We start from the raw sequence: 18,911 nt of genomic DNA on the forward strand, positions 1-18,911 counted from the left end.
AAAAGCCAAGAAGCAACCGGAGACAAGCTCCCGGCTGCTTCGGCGTATTACATGCAAAAAATATGTTCCCCGATGGTTTTCACCTGCGGACGGGTCCAAATCCATTTGGAGGTGGCTGTTTTTGGGTTAAAATAATAGAGACATCCTCCGCTTGGATCCCAACCGTTCAGGGCTTGGCGTACCGCCTTTTGTGCAGTCTCATTCGGTGTGAGCCAGATTTGACCGTCTGCTACAGCTGTGAAAGCTCCTGGTTGAAAGATCACTCCAGATGGTGAGTTGGGAAAGCTAGGTGACTTGACCCTGTTCAAAATAACAGCCGCGACGGCAACTTGTCCTTCAAACGGCTCGCCGCGGGATTCACCGTAGACCGCGTTGGCCATAATTTTAAGATCGTTTTCAGATAGTCCCATGGTGTTGGCCGATCCCATCGTTTCATCATTTTGATCTGCTTTATCGTTATTGTCCGCTGTCTGTCCCTGAGCGGAACCTTGATTGTTACGATGCATAGGAGTTTCCGTTGGCTTCCAGTTAGGAGTAGCATTCACCAGCTTTAATTTCGTCTTTGCTCCGACCACTCCATCGGGACGGATGCCAAATTCCTTTTGAAAACCCTTAACAGCTTTTAGTGTACTGCTGCCAAAATGGCTGTCCACTTTCCCGCCAAAAAAGCCCAGCAACTTCAAACGTGATTGCAACTCATATACATCCTGACCATAAGATCCAAAATCAACCGCTCCCGAGCTGAATGTCGGCTGGGAAGGTTGCGCCGCTTGTACTTTCTGCTGTGTGCTCAGCGGCTCTGCTTGCTGCTGTGCAGAGTCACTTTTAAAAAGTCCTGTGTACGTAATAGCCGAGGCTGCGAGGATACCCGTGCAAATCCAGACCATTGTCTTTTTCATATGCTGCGCTCTACCTTTCTTTTGTGGGATTAACAGGATGGCTACGTTTATTATGACAAGCTCCGCTTAAAGCTATTCACCCTTTTAATCTTCTTTCAGCAGGTAGTCGCCACACCTCAAAAAACATCACAAAAAAACACTGTTTGTGCACTTGGAGTTGTCATATTAGAACAACCACCATGCGAACAAACAGCGTTTTAATGTAGTGCTGGATAGAGATCATGCTTAGGAACTTACTTTATTTTGCTGATATTGCTCCATTGAGATAAGGACCTCACGGGGCTTGCTGCCCTCGTAAGGGCCGATGACTCCGCGAGCTTCCATGGAGTCAATCAGTCGAGCAGCACGTGTATAACCGATCCGCATACGGCGCTGAAGGAGCGAAACGGAAGCTTGTTTAGCCTCTAAAATGATGTTGACAGCCTGATCGTACAGCTCATCCAGCATTTCATCTGCATCAGCCGATACCTCTTCCACCTCCGGCACTAGCGTTTCATCATACTGCGCTTCACCCTGTTCACGTACGTAGCTAACAATATTTTCGACTTCTTGATCGCTCATGAATGCTCCCTGAACGCGGACTGGTTTGGAAGCACCCATTGGCATGAACAGCATATCACCACGTCCGAGTAGCTTCTCGGCTCCACCCATGTCCAATATGGTACGGGAGTCTACCTGCGAGGAAACGCCGAAGGCAATACGTGAAGGAATATTGGCTTTAATCACCCCGGTAATTACGTCAACCGAAGGTCTTTGCGTTGCAATGATAAGGTGGATGCCTGCTGCACGCGCCATTTGGGCAAGTCGTGCAATCGCATCCTCCACATCTCCCGCAGCTACCATCATTAAATCTGCCAACTCGTCCACAATAACGACGATGTAAGGCAGAAATGCATCCGGGTTATCTTTCATCAGATTATTATAGCCCTCAATATTACGGGTTCCTGATTTGGAAAATAACTCATATCTTTTTTCCATTTCAACTACAATTTTCTTCAATGCAAGTGAGGCTCGCTTTGGATCAGTCACGACCGGAGCCAACAAATGCGGGATTCCGTTGTACACGTTCAACTCCACCATTTTAGGATCGACCATCAAAAATTTGACCTCATCCGGCTTTGCTTTGTATAAAATACTCGTAATGATCCCATTGATACACACTGATTTACCCGAACCTGTTGCCCCAGCTACAAGCAGATGGGGCATCTTGGCCAAATTACCGACAATCGTCTGTCCTGCGATATCACGTCCGAATGCAATAGATAAATTGGAAGCTGACTCCTGGAAAACGGTTGTCTCCATTACTTCACGCATCGTTACAATGGAAACTTCATTATTCGGAACCTCAATTCCGATAGCAGATTTGCCAGGAATCGGAGCCTCCATACGGATATCTTTGGCAGCAAGCGCAAGCGCAATGTCATCCGTCAGACTCACAATGCGGCTGACCTTTACTCCAATGTCCGGCTGAATTTCATAACGCGTTACGGCAGGACCACGGACAACCTCCAGCACCTTCGCCCGCACACCGAAGCTTTCCAGCGTTGCCTCCAGCTTGCGTGCCGTTTGCATGTAATCCTTTTGTCCCATACCTTTGCCTGCGTTTTGTGGTTTAGCAAGTAAACGAAATGATGGGAGCTTGTACGGTTTAGGCGGCGGCGGAGCCGGAATAGCTGTATGGTTACCTTCAGCCTCTTCGCCTGCCACCCCAGTTGCAATCGTCTGAGCTTGTCCCTGAGCACCTTCTAATGTCCCCTGGATCGCTGTCGAATCATCCATATCCGTATTTGCATTGGCATCCACAAAGTCATCATCCAGGGATTCGTCAATAATGGAAGTTGGCTGCTCTGCCCCTGTCAGGGACTCTCCAAATTCAGCTTCCGGTCTTCTTTCCTCATGCTTTACTTGTTCGAAGAAATCCCTAATAATCGGCGACCTTTTTACCGGAGTTGCAGCTTCCTGCTCAACGTGTTCGACTACGTCAGACATCTCTTCACTCTGGTTGCCGTTTCTCCACTGGACCTGCGCGTCCTCAGCTTCATATGGAAGATCATGATCATCCTCATCCGTATCGACGGAATGCTCATCCTTGTCCGCTTTATCTGAGTTTTTGAGACCAAACAACTGGAAGAAAATCGGCTGTTTGCGTGCAGGAGGCTGCATTTCGTCAAAGTCATCATCCATGTCTTCCTCATAGGCAGGAATGGGCTCAGACTTGATTTTTCTATTTCCACTGCCTTTGCTTGATGCTGAAAGCGGAGTAGCTTTACCAGTCCATTTTTTGCGCACACTTCCCCCGGCTGTCAGCAGCTTGGTCTTTACAATCCGTACCAAATCCACATAGGACAGTTGGGTCATCAGCATGAAACAAATGACGAACATAACAATCATGATCAGTTTAGCTCCCGTGAGACCAAACAGCCATAACAGAACAGTAAGCTGCAATGCGCCTACGTAACCCCCGCTGATATCCTTGTTCAGCATTGAGGTATGACCCTGCTGGTCAGGCGACAGCAACTGCTCACGCATATCTATATGTATCTGGGTCATCACTCCGCCCGGCTGAAGCGCGTTGATCGGCCCCAAACGCTGCTCCATAGATGAGATAGAACTCATAAGTGTAAAGGCAAATACTAACAGGAGCAAACCCGTTTTGCGGGAGTTCCACTGGTTCGGCCACTTGCGGTGAATCATCACCATCAGACCATAATAAATGCCAATGAGAGGGATAACAAAATAGAATTTCCCCAGTACGAGCCCAAACATCTTGGATAGCGACCGACCAACTGCCGCTTCACCCGACAACGCAATGACCGCTAATGTAATCAGCACAATGCCGTAAATTTCAAATTTTAGAACTCCGCCAAATGCGGCTTTCTTTTTTCTTTTTCTTCTTCTGGACATACAAGGTCACCCCCCAGAAGAATATTATACCACGTCACCCGGTATCCGCACATATGTTCTTTTTCAACAGTAAATGACCTATTTCTAAACTATTCGACACCTTCTACGACCACTCGATGACTTGACCTGGTCCATAACGCGGATTCAGGTAGGCTTCCAGTGGACAGTCCAACAACCGTACAATGATCCCCCGACGAGTTTCAAGCGGCTGTACTTGCATAAGTAGACCGTCTACCCGAACCTCTGCAAACTCCTCAGCCTCTTTCCACATCCCTTGCCATACCATTTCCATTGGCATTACAGTATATAGTGTCATTGTGGTAGCTCCCCACTAGCCTCCCCTGACAGTGTCTCTGTAGGAGTTCCTGTGGCACTAGGAGAAAAAGGAGCATACGGAGCCTGCTGTTGAATCCCAGCGATCCCGTTTTGCTGACGCCGCGTTTCAATAATGGTGTTCAGCTGTTTTAAAGCCTCTCCGATGCCTCCAACCGCGTCCATCAATCCATACTTCACTGCATCGGCTCCCCCAACCGCTGTACCAATATCGCGGTTTAACTCACCGGTTTTAAACATCAGTTCCTTAAACTGCTCTTCTGTAATACGAGAATGAGAAACGACGAAGCGTACAACACGTTCCTGCATTTTTTCCATGTATTCAAAAGTTTGTGGTACTCCAATGACCAGACCGTTCATACGAATGGGATGAATGGTCATCGTCGCACTCTCCGCAATGTAGGAATAAGTGGAAGACACAGCAATAGGCACACCGATGCTATGCCCCCCACCTATGACAATGGTCACCGTTGGTTTACTCATCGATGCGATCATTTCAGCAATAGCCAGTCCTGCCTCTACATCACCACCAACTGTATTCAGCAAAATCATTAATCCTTCGATACGAGGATTTTGTTCTGCCGCTACCAACTGGGGAATAATGTGCTCATATTTTGTCGTTTTGTTTTGAGGCGGTAAAATGAGATGCCCTTCAATCTGACCGATAATCGTCATGCAAAAAATATTGGACTCGCCTCCAGGCATGGAGGTTTGACCCAGCTGCTGCAAAGCCTCCATAGCAGGCAAAGCGGGTCTTTGCCCAATTTCTGGTTGATCTGGCGCTTCCGTTTCCTCGTTGCCAGATGTTAGATTGCTGTATTGTTCCATATGGGTGATCTTCCTTTCGCTTTACGCATCTATATGACCCGTATTCACCCTATAGTATGGGATGTAAATGGAATATTTTATACCCGACCCCATGATTTTCCTTGTCTCGGGAAATCAAAAAAGCCTCTCCTCCCGCGGAAACCGTCCAATATTTCCTGCGGGAAGAGAGGCGACTGTGTGCCTGTGACTTAAGTTTTTAATTCAGGTTTTTGAACAAATTTCAATTGAATCACACTTCCATTATAATTGGCAGGATCATCGGTCTCCGACGAGTTTGCTCATACAAGAAGCGACCTAGTGCATCCTTGACGTTTGTCTTGAGGGAAGCCCATTCATTTACATTTTCACTCATGAGCTTATGCAGTGTACTTGAGACAATACGATTCGCTTCATCCAGCAAACCTTCCGATTCACGGACATATACGAAACCTCGGGAAATGATATCTGGTCCCGATTTAATCGTTCCGTCTTGCTTGCTCAGCGTAACAACAACCACCAAAATACCGTCCTGTGACAGCAATTTGCGGTCGCGCAATACGATATTTCCTACATCCCCTACGCCTAGTCCATCGATCAGTACGTTACCTGCTGTAACTTTACCAGCTCTGCGTGCTCCACCATTCTGAATTTCAATGACTTCACCGATATCCGTGATAAAGATATTTTCAGGCTCAATACCTACGCCTTCAGCAAGAAGAGCGTGACGACGTTGCATTCTGAACTCACCATGAATTGGCAAGAAGAACTTTGGTTTCATCAGATTCAGCATCAGCTTGAGTTCTTCCTGGCTTCCGTGTCCAGAAACGTGGATACCTGGATTAGCTGCGCTGTAATATACATTGGCACCCAGACGGAACAGCTCATCAATTGTGCGTCCAACGTATTTTTCATTACCTGGTACTGGAGTAGCTGCGATAATGACTGAATCTCCTGGAAGAATGTCAACCTTTCGATGTGTGGAACGAGCCATTCTTGTCAAAGCTGACATCGGTTCACCCTGACTGCCTGTGCAGAGAATAACTACACGATCCGCTGACATTTTGCCAACTTCTTCAGGCTCAATCAGCATTCCATCTGGAATTTCCAAATAGCCCAAGTCTGAAGCAATACCTACGACATTAACCATGCTTCGACCAATAACTGTTACTTTACGTCCCGTTGCTTCAGCAGCATTAATTACCTGTTGAATACGATGTACGTTAGAAGCAAAAGTAGCTACGACCACACGCTGTCTCGACTTGCGGAAAATGTCTTCCAGGACAATACCAACGCTCTTTTCCGAAGGTGTAAAGCCCGGTTTTTCGGCATTCGTACTGTCTGACAAAAGAGCCAGTACGCCACGTGTACCAATTTCAGCCATACGCTGCAAATCTGCATATTGTCCGTTGACCGGAGTATGGTCAAATTTGAAGTCACCTGTATGAACAACAGCGCCTTCAGGAGTATCAATACATACACCTACAGAATCTGGAATACTATGGTTGGTTCTGAAGAATGTTGCTTTCAGTGTGGAACCCAGCTTGATTTCAGAATCAGCATTGATCAAAATACGTTTGGTTTCACCAAGCAGATTCGCTTCCTTCAGCTTGTTTTCCACCAATCCCAGCGTCAATTTGGTACCATATACTGGTACATTCAAATGTTTCAACACGTAAGGCAAACCGCCGATATGGTCCTCGTGACCATGAGTCAGCACAATGCCTCTTACTTTGTCGCGGTTCTCTGTAAGGTAGGAAATATCAGGAATAACGATATCAATGCCCAGCATGTCCTCTTCCGGGAATTTCAAACCGGAATCCACCACGACAATGTCATTGCCGTATTGAACGACATACATATTTTTCCCGATTTCACCGACGCCGCCCAAAGCGAAAATCATCAATTTATCGTTGTTTGTTTTTTTAGACAAATGAATCTAAACCTCCTATGGTAGTTGGACGTCGTACCTTGATTTGTTTATTTAATTTTCAAAAAAATACCGCACCCAGTCACTTGACCCCATTATACATGATTAAAATACGAAAAAACAAGTCATCCTGTTCGTTACGCTAGGTTTCCCATTGCCGTCTGAAACCATTAGTATCTGTCATTTTGTCTACATACATGGTTAAAAGCACAGCAAAAAGGGCGTCCTATAAGAACGCCCTTCACGCTGGGAACCTTGTCAGACAATAAACCCTATCGGTTTTGTACCTACCGACTGCCCTTAACAAGGATACTCCTTAGTATTAATTAACTCTTACATTCCTATTTCTCTTTAGCGGGTAAATAATTTCTTAATAAATTCCGCTTCATCCTCAGTTGGAGGAATGAGCGGCAACCGAACCGAACCTACCTTAACCCCCCGTAATTCCAATGCATATTTTACTGCCACCGGATTAGGCAGAGGATGAGGACAGCCAAACAAACCCTTGAAAATCGGGAACAACTGCTGATGCAACTTTGCTGCCTTCTGCGAGTGTCCTCCTACAAGTGAATCGATCATCTGCTTCATTTCAGCACCTACCACATGACTCGCTACGCTGATAATACCATAAGCACCTACAGCCATAGCAGGCAACCCAGAAGCATCATCCCCGGAATAAACCAGAAAACCTTCTGGCGCTGCCGCTGCAATCTGTGTGACCTGCGCAAGTGATGCACATTCTTTAGTTCCCACAATATTCGGAATTTGTGCAAGGCGCAGTGTTGTTTCAGCTGTTAGACTCGCTCCAGTACGACTTGGAACATTATACAGTATAGCTGGGAGGGATGTGGAGTTCGCAATACTTTCGAAATGCTGATACATCCCTTCCTGATTCGGTTTATTATAATATGGCACTACCAGTAGAACACCATCTGCTCCTGCCTGCTCCGCGGCACGGGTTAGATGAATGGAGTGACGCGTATTGTTGCTTCCAGTCCCGGCAATAATTTTACATCGTCCAGCTGCTTTTTCTACAACAAATGCAAACAACTTGATTTTTTCATCATCGCTCAGGGTAGGAGACTCCCCTGTTGTTCCAGATACAACAAGCGACTCTGAGTGCTGTTCTTCTATTAAGTAATCAATCAACGAGGACAATGCAGTCCAGTCAATCTCTCCTTGCTTATCAAAAGGTGTCACCATTGCGGTAATCAATCTGCCGAAGTTCACCATGCTGCCTCCTTTTTGCAAGTCCGAGCACGGACAATGCGCCTATTGATGGAGTTCAAATTTATTATGCAATGCGCGTACAGCCTGCACCATATCTTCTTTTTTAACAAGTACCCAGATCGTCGTGTTGGAATCTGCGGATTGAAGGATCTGTACGTCTGAATCTGCCAATGCCTCCACAATTGTCGCCATAATGCCTGGTACCCCGTTGATACCACCGCCTATGACAGAAACTTTAGCACATCCGGCCAGTATCTTAGGTTCTAGACCCAAACCGTTCAATACTTCAACCGCTTTGCTTCCATCATGATCGAACACAGTATAAACTGCCCCCGATGGCGTTACGTTAATAAAGTCAACGCTAATTCCATGTTCAGCCATAGATTTGAATACTTGTAATTGCAAGTGCTCCAAACCCGGCTTTAATTCAACATTAATCTGAGTGACATTGCCGACATACGCAATACCGGTCACGAAACGGTCTACGATGTCTGCCTGCACGTCTTTAAAGCCTTCCGGGTGGGTAACTAACGTACCTTCTCCTTCGGAGAAGGTAGAGCGAACACGGACCGGGATATTAGCCTGCATGGCGATTTCAACAGCACGAGGATGGATAACCTTTGCTCCCTGATGAGCCATATTACAAATCTCCGTATAGCTAACATGTGTAAGTGGCTTTGCGTTTTCCACAATGCGCGGATCGGCAGTCAATATACCATTCACATCCGTATAAATATCAACCATATCCGCATGTAGAGCAGCACCCAGAGCAGTAGCTGACGTATCGCTGCCTCCCCGACCCAAGGTAGTCATATCACCGTCTGCTGTTTGTCCCTGAAAACCTGTCACAATGACAACTCTGCCTTGGTTCAACTCTTCAACAACACGGTCTGGCTTTATATCCAAAATACGAGCATTGCCGTATTGATCATCCGTAATAAAGCCCGCCTGTGCCCCAGTTAGCACCGTAGCAGGAATACCTTCCTTCTCCATCAGGCTGCATAATGTAGCAGCAGAAATGATTTCACCACAGCACAGCAGTAAATCCCGTTCGCGCTTCGGAAGACTGTCGCCGTTAGACGCCGCCCAATCCAGCAGCGTGTCGGTGGCATAAGGCTCTCCTTTTCTCCCCATGGCCGACACAACAACAACCAATTGAAGATTTTGTTCCAACTCCCGCTTCACATGTGCCAGCACAAGTTGACGTGCTTCAGGTGTGGACAGCGAGGTTCCCCCAAATTTCTGCACCAAAATACCCATTATTCTTCCCCCATATCGGAACGTTACTCCGCGTTTGCAGCAATAATTTCCGCGATTTGCACCGCGTTCCATGCTGCTCCTTTGAGCAGGTTGTCGGATACGACCCACAAATTCAATCCACGGCTATTGCCCAAATCACGGCGTACACGCCCCACAAATACGTCAGGTTTTCCTGCAGCATCAGATGCCAGTGGATAAAGCTGAGCAGCAGGATCGTCCACCAGCGTTACTCCCGGTGCCGAAGCCAGCAGATTGCGGATTTCTTCTAAATCATAATCTTTTTTAAGTTCTACATATACAGATTCCGAGTGACCGTATACAACAGGAATACGCACACACGTTGCTGTTACGTCCACAGATTCGTCACCCAGTATTTTTTTCGTTTCACGTACCATTTTCATTTCTTCCAGTGTATAACCATTGTCCTGGAATTTATCGATTTGCGGGATAGCATTAAAAGCAATCTGATGCTTTACTGGCAACGAGCCTACTGGCAACAGATCAGGCTGGACTTCATCACCGTTCAGAATCGCTACGCTTTGACGATTCAATTCATCAATAGCTCGGCTTCCAGCGCCGGAAACGGCCTGGTATGTGGATACAATGATACGAGAAATGCCATACTGATCATATAATGGTTTCAAAGCAGCTACCATCTGAATGGTGGAGCAGTTCGGGTTCGCAATAATTCCTTGATGCTCGGCAATTTTGTCGCTGTTCACCTCAGGCACTACAAGAGGAGCTGTCGGATCCATTCGGAATGCGTTGGTGTTGTCAATGCAAACTGCCCCATGACGAACAGCATGCGGCGCCAATTCCTTACTTACGTCTCCACCTGCACTAAACAAAGCAATGTCGATTCCTTCAAAGCTGTCGGGGGTAGCAATCTCTACTGGAATTTGCTGACCTTTAAAGCTAATTAACGTGCCGGCAGAACGAGGCGAAGAAAGAAATTTGATTTTGTCCACAGGAAAATCCCGTTTTTCCAGCAGATTTACGATCTGTTCTCCTACAGCGCCTGTCGCTCCAACGACAGCTACATTAAACTTTCTATTGCTCATCTGGTGTATCTCCCCTTCTCGACTAAAAAACCATTTTTTATTCTGAAAGCATCCACCGCCAACAAGAAATTAGACCCGATACAATATCGAATCATCTTCTAGGCGAGGGATGCTCAGCAGTTAACTATAATACTTCATGGGGTCTTGCGTTCCACAATCATCGGCTGAAGCTGTTTGCCCTGCAATGCTTCATAAGCAGCCTCCGGGATCAACTCCATGTTAGCTACAAGCGAGTTCGGCTTTTTAACTGGATTGTCCTGTCCGAACGGCACAAAAAAGATATTTTTGGCTACGAGTAATTTGGCGATATTGGCAGCATTTAGACCCAGTCCATCATTAGTAGATATAGCTAAAAGAAGTGGACGACCGTTGCGCAATTGCGCCTTGGCAGCCATCAAAACTGGGCTGTCTGTCATTGCATTCGCTAACTTACTCATCGAATTCCCCGTCAAAGGTGCAATCACCAGCACATCGAGTATTTGGGAGGGACCCAGTGGCTCAGCCTCCACAATTGTAGAAATGATATCATTCCCTGTTATATCTTTCAACTGTTTTTGCCAACTTTGCGAAGTACCAAAGCGAGTATCCGTTGTTAGTACTGTATTGGATATAATAGGAACGACCTTCGCACCCTCATCAACAAAGCGCTGTATAACAGGCATTACCTCTTCAAATGTGCAATGTGAGCCTGTAATTGCATAACCTACTGTTTTCCCTTGCCAACTCATTGTGCATCCCCCCGATCAGGATTATCTTCCATTAACAACTGCACCAGCGTATTCGCTATAATGGCACCAGCAGTTTTGGGAGCAACTATACCGGGAAGACCAGGGGCAAGCATAGCCTTGATTCCACGCTTTTCCGCATAACGGAAATCACATCCGCCTGGGGCGGAAGCAAGATCTATAATCACGGTGCTCAATGGCAATTTAGACAGGATTTGCGCTGTGATAATCATAGAGGGTATCGTATTAAAAATCAAGTCAACTCCCTTTGTCTCATGCGCCAAATCCCTTGTCATAAAAGGCTCCCAACCCATTTCCACGGCTCTTGCTGCATCCTCTGCCCGCCGTACTCCAACCTTCACTCTGGCTCCCAACCCCTGTAGTGCTCTTGCCATGGTAAATCCAGTCCGTCCCATGCCTAGAACCATACAATCTGCACCGTGAATCGTAAAATCAGTATGCTGAATGGCCATCATCAGTGCGCCTTCGGCCGTAGGTATAGAGTTGTATATGGCCACATCATCTCTCTCCAGCAGCTCTACCAGCTTTAACTCATGTCTGGTACAAATTTCTTTTAAGTACGTCCGCGCCATCCCTGTATATACAACGCAATGCGGTGGAAGAGCAGCAGCATGTTCATTCAGAAACTGGAGCTTCTGTGCTCCGAAAAGTGCATTTACGTTGCCTTCCTCATCGCATCCCACCACCGGCAAAATCAGTGCGTCTGACGATTCCAGCAGCTTAACAGACATTGGTTCTAGTGTCACTCCTTTGAGTGGTACTTCAAGCTTGTCAAAACCGACCACACTGACGGTAGCATCCATGTCCACACATTTGCGGATTACCTCAAGCTGCCTCGCATCGCCACCCAAAACAACGACGCGTATTCCTGTTAGCATCCGGATCACTCCTTTCCGAGACACGATATGCTTTTAGTCTATGCGAGTGCCCGGAGAGGGGTGAAAAAACACAAAAAAAAGCCGCCCCTTGATGAGGCGACCTTTATATGCATACTTACTCTTAAGCAAGTAAATTTGAAGCTTTTACAAAATAGACATGCTTACATTGCAAACCAACCATAGCTCAGCGTCCTGTATGGCCAAAGCCTCCAGCACCACGCACTGTTTCAGATAATTGGTCTACTTGTTTCAGCTCTACCTCAGGTACAACCTGAAATACCATTTGTGCAATTCGCTCATTGCGCGTAATCGTGAACGATTCTTCCCCCAAATTAATAAGAAGTACCTTGATCTCCCCACGATAATCCGCATCAATCGTTCCCGGTGTATTGAGACAAGTAATACCATGCTTAAGAGCCAGTCCACTTCGCGGACGGATTTGTGCCTCCAATCCCGCTGGCATAGCTATTGCAAATCCAGTGGGAACGAGGCAACGTTTGCCGGGTTCCAGTACCAGATTTTCCTGTACTGCTGCATACAAGTCAAACCCTGATGCAAGCTCTGACATTTTGCGGGGCAGCTCAATATCTTCATTGCCCGCAAGTCTGTTAATTTCCACGTAAGTTAACAAAATAGTCCCTCCTCATATCCTTTACCGCTGAATCACTCGCTCCCACCATCGACAGGGCAAACGGCTCCGAGAACATCCGATCCAGCACTTTGTTCACATCATTTGCCGTCACTTGCTCGATATGTTCGATCATTTGATCCAGCGTATAATGCTGACCGAGCATTAATTCATTTTTTCCAAGCCGATTCATCCGGCTACCTGTACTTTCAAGGCTTAAAATCAAACTTCCTTTTAATTGTTCCTTACCTTTACGAAGCTCATTAGCGTCCAAACCGTTGACAGCCACATCTCGTAAAAGCTCCAGCGTCAAATCCAGCACGTCCTTTGTTTGCTTAGGAGCCGTACCTGCATAGATCGTGAACAACCCACTGTCCGCATGGGAGCTATGATAGGAATAAACCGAATAAGCCAGTCCACGCTTTTCCCGAATTTCTTGAAACAAACGTGAACTCATGCCGCCGCCGATCGCGTTATTCAGCAAAACCATAGCATACTGGAGCTCGTCACCCGCTGCAAATCCAGGCAGGGATAAACAAATATGATTTTGCTCCGTTGCTTTCTCATGATACAACAGCTCACCGTTAAACACAGGTACTGTCAGCGGCGAAACGGTTCCATGATTATCAAAATGTCCAAAATGTCGCTCCAACAATTCTACCAAGCGATCGTCAACATTACCAGCCACACTGATAACTGTATTGTCGATTGTATAATGCTCCTTCATATAATGACTGAGGTGTGAGCTATCCATAGCAAGCAGGTGATCTTCGGTTCCGAGAATCGGATAAGCCAGTGGATGTTCACCATAGGCCGCGCGAGATACAAGATCGTGCACCATATCATCCGGTGTATCCTCGTACATGGAGATTTCCTCCAAAATCACATTCTTCTCTTTTGCCAATTCTTCCTGATCTAGTTTGGAATTAAAAAACATATCAGACAGCACATCAACTGCGATCGGTAGATGCTCATCCAATACTTTGGCATAATAGCATGTATATTCCTTCGAAGTGAAAGCATTAACATTTCCTCCGATGGCATCGAATTGCTCAGCGATTTCCTTAGCGTTAAAACGCTCTGTTCCTTTGAAAAGCATGTGTTCGATAAAATGAGAAATACCGCTATTGTCCGGCGTTTCATTCCGGGAGCCAGTTTTAACCCAGATACCGAAAGAAACTGAACGTACGGTTGGAATTTTTTCAATGACCACTCTTAGGCCGTTTTTAAGTTGAATTCTTTCCACGATTGGCCCTCCTAAACTGAATTGCATACTTAGCCATAATGTTCAATCCTAACAGAAAAAAGACGTTCACTCAACCGGAGCAGGTAGTTGCCGATCAGGGGAAAGTGTCTGACTGACAGTTCCGAGCACAAGTCCCTTACTACGAATAGCATGAATCATGCCTTTGAGAGCAGCCGATGAGGAATCTGTTGGATGCATCAATATCAGGGAGCCTGATTCAACCTTACTACTGATTTTGTTAATCACCGATTCCGGTGACGGATGTCTCCAATCTACAGTGTCCAATGTCCACAACACTGTTTTGAGCCCATGTTCTGCTGCTATATCCACCGTTTGCTGATTAAAATCACCCGATGGAGGGGCAAACCAGTTATTTTTGATACCCAAAGTTTCTTGAAGAAGCACTTGAGTCTTTTCAATTTCTTGTGTGGCTCTGGCCCGACTCAGACGGCTCATATTTGGATGAGAGTATGCATGGTTCGAAAGCTCATGCCCTCTTTTTTGAATCTCCTTGGCGAGATCAGGATTTTTTTTCAACCAACTTCCATCAAGAAAAAATGTAGCCTTGACCTTTTCCTGATCCAGCGTGTTCAGTATCGGCAGGATAAATTCATTCCCCCATGCTACATTGATCATGAAAGATACCATCGGCTTTTCGGGATTCCCCCTGTAAATTGGAACATTACCAAGCTGATTTAAATGTATTTTAGGTGCCAATTGCCGATAAACATATTGAATGGGTCGATCCGGAGATGCAATCGCTTTGCGATAGGTAGCATCCAAATCCACCTCCAGTCCGTTATAGCCTGGAATAGCCTTCCATACCCTGTCGATCTTGGCATCAACTGGTTCCCGCCGCTGACGTGCTGCTTCTGTTCTTAGTCGCTGCATAAGCGCATTGTCGGGCAAAGCTGCTATCGCCATCGTGGTTACAGCCTCTGGCTCTTTAACCCCTGTAACGTCTCCATTGCGTAATTGACTAGCATAGTCACGAACCCCACTAAACTGCCCGATTACGAGTGTGATGGCTAAACTGGCTACCACCCACACTGCTCGTTTTGCCCTACTCATAATTCCTTCATCCCCCCGCCCGTTTGTCCACATTGTATGCGGCGAGGACAAGAACTATGACGTAGCAAGCTCTAGAAGCTCACTTGGGTGCAGCTTGTGCATATGTATGAAAAAAGAGCCAGAAACGTAGCTCTGCCTCTTTCCTAAAGCTTAAACAATGCTATTCAAATCCCTTGTACTGTTAATACGAAAAGCTACTCCTGCCTTTCTAGTCTGCAACATGCAGATACCTAGGATTTTGCAGGTGCTTCTGCAGTCAGAACAGCCTTACGGGACAGATTGACACGACCTTGCTGATCAATTTCGGTTACTTTCACCGTAATTGTATCCCCAATAGCAATTACATCTTCAACTTTGGCTACACGCTCAGTAGACAGTTGAGAAATATGAACCAGACCATCTTTGCCCGGTAAAATTTCAACAAATGCACCGAATTTCTCAATCCGTTTTACTGTACCGATGTAAATCTCACCGACCACGACTTCCTTTACGATACCCTCAATAATAGAACGTGCTTTTTCATTCATCTCTTGATTTGTGGAAGCGATGAATACACGACCATCTTGTTCAATATCGATTTTCACGCCGGTTTCTTCGATGATTTTGTTGATGATTTTACCACCAGCCCCAATAACATCACGGATTTTGTCCGGGTTAATGTGCATCGTCATAATTTTTGGAGCATACGGAGACAACTGCTCACGCGGCTTCTGGATCGCTTCCATCATTTTGCTAAGAATGAACAAACGTCCTTCTTTAGCTTGCTTGAGCGCATCCTGTAAAATCTGGCGGTCAATACCGTTAATTTTAATATCCATTTGAATGGCAGTTACGCCTTCCGCGGTACCAGCAACTTTAAAGTCCATATCGCCCAGGTGGTCTTCCATACCTTGGATATCAGTCAATACGGAAACATGGTCTCCATCCTTGATCAATCCCATGGCTACACCTGCAACCGGAGCTTTAATCGGTACACCTGCATCCATCATAGCCAGTGTACTTGCACAAATACTGGCTTGTGAAGTCGAACCATTCGATTCCAGTACCTCGGAAACCAGACGGATGGTGTATGGAAATTCAGTTTCGGAAGGAATTACTTTGGAAAGCGCACGTTCACCAAGAGCACCATGTCCGATTTCACGACGACCTGGCGCACGCAAAGGACGAGCCTCACCTACGCTGAATGGCGGGAAATTGTAATGATGCATGAAGCGTTTTGTTTCTTCCAGATCAATACCGTCCAAAATTTGTACATCACCCAATGCACCAAGTGTACAAATGCTAAGTGCTTGCGTTTGACCGCGTGTAAATAAGCCCGAACCATGAGTACGCGGCAAAATGCTTGTATCGCTTTCAATCGGACGAATTTCGTCAAGCTTACGACCATCAGGACGCACTTTATCATGCGTGATCAGACGACGTACTTCTTCCTTAACGATATCATAGAGAACTTCGCTCACGTCACTCAAAAGCTCAGGTGTCTCTATGTATTGTGCTTCAAAATGGGCAACTGTCTCTTCGTTGACTGCATCAATTGCCTCTTGACGGGCATGTTTTTCTGCAATTTTAACAGCTTGCATTAAACGTTCAGCTGCATAAGCACGTACTTCACTGTTCACTTTTTCATCAACAGCATGCAGTTTAACCTGCATTTTCTCTTTACCTGCTACTTGCACCAATTGTTCAATAACTGCCACAATGTTCTTAATCTCATCATGACCGAACATAATAGCTTCCAGCATAACTTCCTCTGGAATCTCATTGCCTTCGGCTTCTACCATCATGATGGCATCTTTCGTTCCGGCTACAACCAGGTACAGATCGCTTGCATTCTGCTGTGCAATATCCGGGTTAATCACAAATTGCCCGTCTACACGTCCTACAGCGACTCCCCCGATTGGCCCATTAAAAGGCACATCCGAAATGCTAAGTGCTGCCGAGGTTCCGATCATTGCTGCAATTTCAGGTTCGCAATCCTGATCGACACTCATAACGAGATTCAACACCTGTACATCATTCCGGAAACCTTCCGGGAACAATGGGCGAATTGGACGGTCTGTCAAACGGCTGGACAAAATCGCTTTTTGACTCGGACGTCCTTCACGTTTAATAAATCCGCCAGGAATTTTCCCCACAGCATACAATCTTTCCTCATAGTTTACGGTCAGTGGAAAAAAGTCCAAATCTTTCGGTTCACGGGAAGCGGTCACGGTACAAAGCACAACTGTTTCTCCGTAGCTCACTTTAACTGCCGCATTGGCTTGTTTCGCAAGACGTCCTGTTTCCAACACCAGCTTTCTTCCGCCGAGCTGCATTTCTACGCGTTGCTCCATGGTATCCCTCCATTTCATTTCATTGTAAAAGTTCTATACATATCCAGTATTTCCTGCGTAGGTCTTATTCATAAGAAGCTAGCAGACAAATCAGGATATGTAATTCAAAAAAAGATTCCTCATTTCAAAAAAGAACCCGGCTGCTGTCCGCCGTCGCCTTAGCAGGGACAAGCGGTGAACAACCAGGCTTCTTTTCTCATTACATGTCTGAAAATTAACGACGCAGTCCGAGACGCTCGATCAACGCACTGTAACGTTTAACATCAGTCTTCTTCAGGTAAGCCAAAAGTTTACGACGCTGACCGACCATTTTCAACAACCCGCGGCGGGAGTGATGGTCTTTCTTGTGCGAACGAAAGTGACTTTGCAAGTTGACGATGTTTTCAGTAAGGATAGCGATTTGTACCTCTGGTGATCCTGTATCGGATTCATGAGTTTTGTACTCCTCGATCAATTGCTGTTTACGCTCTTGAGTCAATGCCATCCTGTTCACCTCCTTCATTATAATCGCCATTAGCCTCGTAGCCGCCGGTGAAAGCGGACAACCAAGCTAAGGTTCATCGTTGTTTACACAACATAAGTCAGTATAACACAGCGCCTGTCTTATGTAAATAAATTAGCCTAACAGCTTTTTAGCCGTTTGTGCGTCATTGCCAATTTGGCTGATCAGCTCATCCACCGAAAAGAATTTGCGTTCAGGGCGGATATAGTGGTGAAGCTCCACAAGAACAGACTCTCCATAAATTTGCTGATTAAAATCAAATAAATGTACCTCAAACGACGGATTCAGCACACCTTCATGAAAAGTAGGCTTAACCCCTACATTCATTACACCGTTTATCCAACGATCGCCTACAAGCGCCCGTACAGCGTACACACCCTTAATCGGAATCACGTAAGTGTCATCCAGTTTGAGATTAGCGGTCGGAAAACCGATCGTACGTCCGCGCTTCTCTCCATCCATTACAGTACCCTGGATACGATAAGGACGTCCCAACCAGCGAGAGGCATGTGCTAGATCCCCGGTCTGTAAAGCACGGCGAATGCCAGAGCTGCTCACCTTGTCCCCATCCAGTTCGAACGGTGGTACGGTGTGCACCGACATCAGCTCTCCTCCCAGCTTCCGAAGTGTATCCTCATGCCCGGCTCCCCGGTGGCCAAACCGAAAATCAAAGCCTACTACCGCTGTTCGAATTTGCAACGGAAGCAGCACGTCGCTCATAAACGCCTCAGGGCTGACCTTGGAAAATTCTTCGTTAAAACTCAAAATATAAAGTACGTCCACACCCATATCAGCCAGAATAGTCTGCTTGTCCGCAAGCGGTGTTAAATAACCTTCATAATCGCCTTTTTTCATGACTTCCTTCGGGTGAGGATGAAATGTCATGACAGATACCGGCACCTGCTGTTCACGAGCCAGCGCAACGGCCTTACGTATCACGCTTGCGTGTCCCAGATGAAGACCATCAAACTGACCGATCGCCGTGACCTGTGGACGTCCCCATTGCTGCAAAAGCTCATCACTCAATGGATAAGATAACGATACGGTAATCATTATTAATTCACCTGCATTTCACATCATTTGACT

16 protein-coding genes are annotated in these 18,911 nt (G+C 46.3%); all 16 read right to left on the minus strand.

From position 1 onward, the window contains the following. Positions 1 to 47: 47 nt before the first annotated feature. The 16 genes from sleB to MHB46_RS04330 all read right to left on the minus strand — a co-directional run bounded on the left by sleB (position 48) and on the right by MHB46_RS04330 (position 18,878). Positions 48 to 899, minus strand: a complete 852-nt coding sequence (gene sleB / locus MHB46_RS04255; protein WP_322159332.1) for a spore cortex-lytic enzyme — start codon at positions 897 to 899, stop codon at positions 48 to 50. Positions 900 to 1,124: 225 nt separating this feature from the next. Further along, a complete protein-coding gene (locus MHB46_RS04260; RefSeq protein WP_341161696.1) occupies positions 1,125 to 3,803 on the minus strand; it encodes an FtsK/SpoIIIE family DNA translocase in 2,679 nt (892 codons plus the stop codon). A gap of 103 nt (positions 3,804 to 3,906) precedes the next feature. Further along, complete coding sequence (locus tag MHB46_RS04265) at positions 3,907 to 4,119, minus strand: YlzJ-like family protein (RefSeq protein ID WP_165175610.1); 213 nt, start codon at positions 4,117 to 4,119, stop codon at positions 3,907 to 3,909. Further along, entirely contained in the window at positions 4,116 to 4,964 is an 849-nt protein-coding gene (locus MHB46_RS04270) for a ClpP family protease (RefSeq protein ID WP_341161697.1), read from the minus strand. Before MHB46_RS04270 ends, MHB46_RS04265 begins: the two co-directional genes overlap by 4 nt. A gap of 229 nt (positions 4,965 to 5,193) precedes the next feature. Then, a complete protein-coding gene (locus MHB46_RS04275) occupies positions 5,194 to 6,873 on the minus strand; it encodes a ribonuclease J (protein WP_013309942.1) in 1,680 nt (559 codons plus the stop codon). A gap of 348 nt (positions 6,874 to 7,221) precedes the next feature. Further along, the gene (gene dapA, locus MHB46_RS04280; RefSeq protein ID WP_341161698.1) at positions 7,222 to 8,103 is read right to left on the minus strand and encodes a 4-hydroxy-tetrahydrodipicolinate synthase; all 882 of its coding nucleotides are present in this window, start codon (positions 8,101 to 8,103) and stop codon (positions 7,222 to 7,224) included. Between the two features lie 39 nt (positions 8,104 to 8,142). After that, positions 8,143 to 9,360 (minus strand): aspartate kinase, encoded by a 1,218-nt coding sequence (dapG, locus tag MHB46_RS04285; protein WP_165175616.1) that lies wholly within the window; start codon positions 9,358 to 9,360, stop codon positions 8,143 to 8,145. Positions 9,361 to 9,383: 23 nt separating this feature from the next. Beyond that, on the minus strand, positions 9,384 to 10,421 hold the full coding sequence (locus MHB46_RS04290) for an aspartate-semialdehyde dehydrogenase (RefSeq protein WP_341161699.1): 1,038 nt from the start codon (positions 10,419 to 10,421) through the stop codon (positions 9,384 to 9,386). 134 nt (positions 10,422 to 10,555) lie between these two features. Then, the gene (locus MHB46_RS04295; protein WP_029517031.1) at positions 10,556 to 11,149 is read right to left on the minus strand and encodes a dipicolinate synthase subunit B; all 594 of its coding nucleotides are present in this window, start codon (positions 11,147 to 11,149) and stop codon (positions 10,556 to 10,558) included. Beyond that, complete coding sequence (gene dpsA, locus MHB46_RS04300; protein WP_250261595.1) at positions 11,146 to 12,045, minus strand: dipicolinate synthase subunit DpsA; 900 nt, start codon at positions 12,043 to 12,045, stop codon at positions 11,146 to 11,148. Before dpsA ends, MHB46_RS04295 begins: the two co-directional genes overlap by 4 nt. 184 nt (positions 12,046 to 12,229) lie before the next feature. Beyond that, positions 12,230 to 12,676, minus strand: coding sequence for a dUTP diphosphatase (gene dut / locus MHB46_RS04305; protein WP_013309936.1), 447 nt, complete (start codon positions 12,674 to 12,676; stop codon positions 12,230 to 12,232). Next, positions 12,654 to 13,919 carry a M16 family metallopeptidase gene (locus MHB46_RS04310; protein WP_061829434.1) on the minus strand — a complete coding sequence of 422 codons (1,266 nt, stop codon included), beginning with the start codon at positions 13,917 to 13,919 and terminating at the stop codon, positions 12,654 to 12,656. The genes dut and MHB46_RS04310 overlap by 23 nt, the downstream gene beginning before the upstream one ends. Before the next feature lie 66 nt (positions 13,920 to 13,985). After that, positions 13,986 to 14,990, minus strand: coding sequence for a polysaccharide deacetylase family protein (locus MHB46_RS04315; RefSeq protein WP_341161700.1), 1,005 nt, complete (start codon positions 14,988 to 14,990; stop codon positions 13,986 to 13,988). A 230-nt stretch (positions 14,991 to 15,220) separates the two neighbouring features. After that, entirely contained in the window at positions 15,221 to 17,323 is a 2,103-nt protein-coding gene (gene pnp, locus MHB46_RS04320) for a polyribonucleotide nucleotidyltransferase (RefSeq protein ID WP_250261597.1), read from the minus strand. Between the two features lie 214 nt (positions 17,324 to 17,537). Next, positions 17,538 to 17,807 carry a 30S ribosomal protein S15 gene (rpsO, locus tag MHB46_RS04325; RefSeq protein WP_007430074.1) on the minus strand — a complete coding sequence of 90 codons (270 nt, stop codon included), beginning with the start codon at positions 17,805 to 17,807 and terminating at the stop codon, positions 17,538 to 17,540. A 132-nt stretch (positions 17,808 to 17,939) separates the two neighbouring features. Further along, entirely contained in the window at positions 17,940 to 18,878 is a 939-nt protein-coding gene (locus tag MHB46_RS04330) for a bifunctional riboflavin kinase/FAD synthetase (protein ID WP_341161701.1), read from the minus strand. Between the last annotated feature and the right edge of the window lie 33 nt (positions 18,879 to 18,911).

This window comes from Paenibacillus sp. FSL H7-0703, assembly GCF_038003485.1.
GTDB classification, from domain to species: domain Bacteria; phylum Bacillota; class Bacilli; order Paenibacillales; family Paenibacillaceae; genus Paenibacillus; species Paenibacillus polymyxa_B.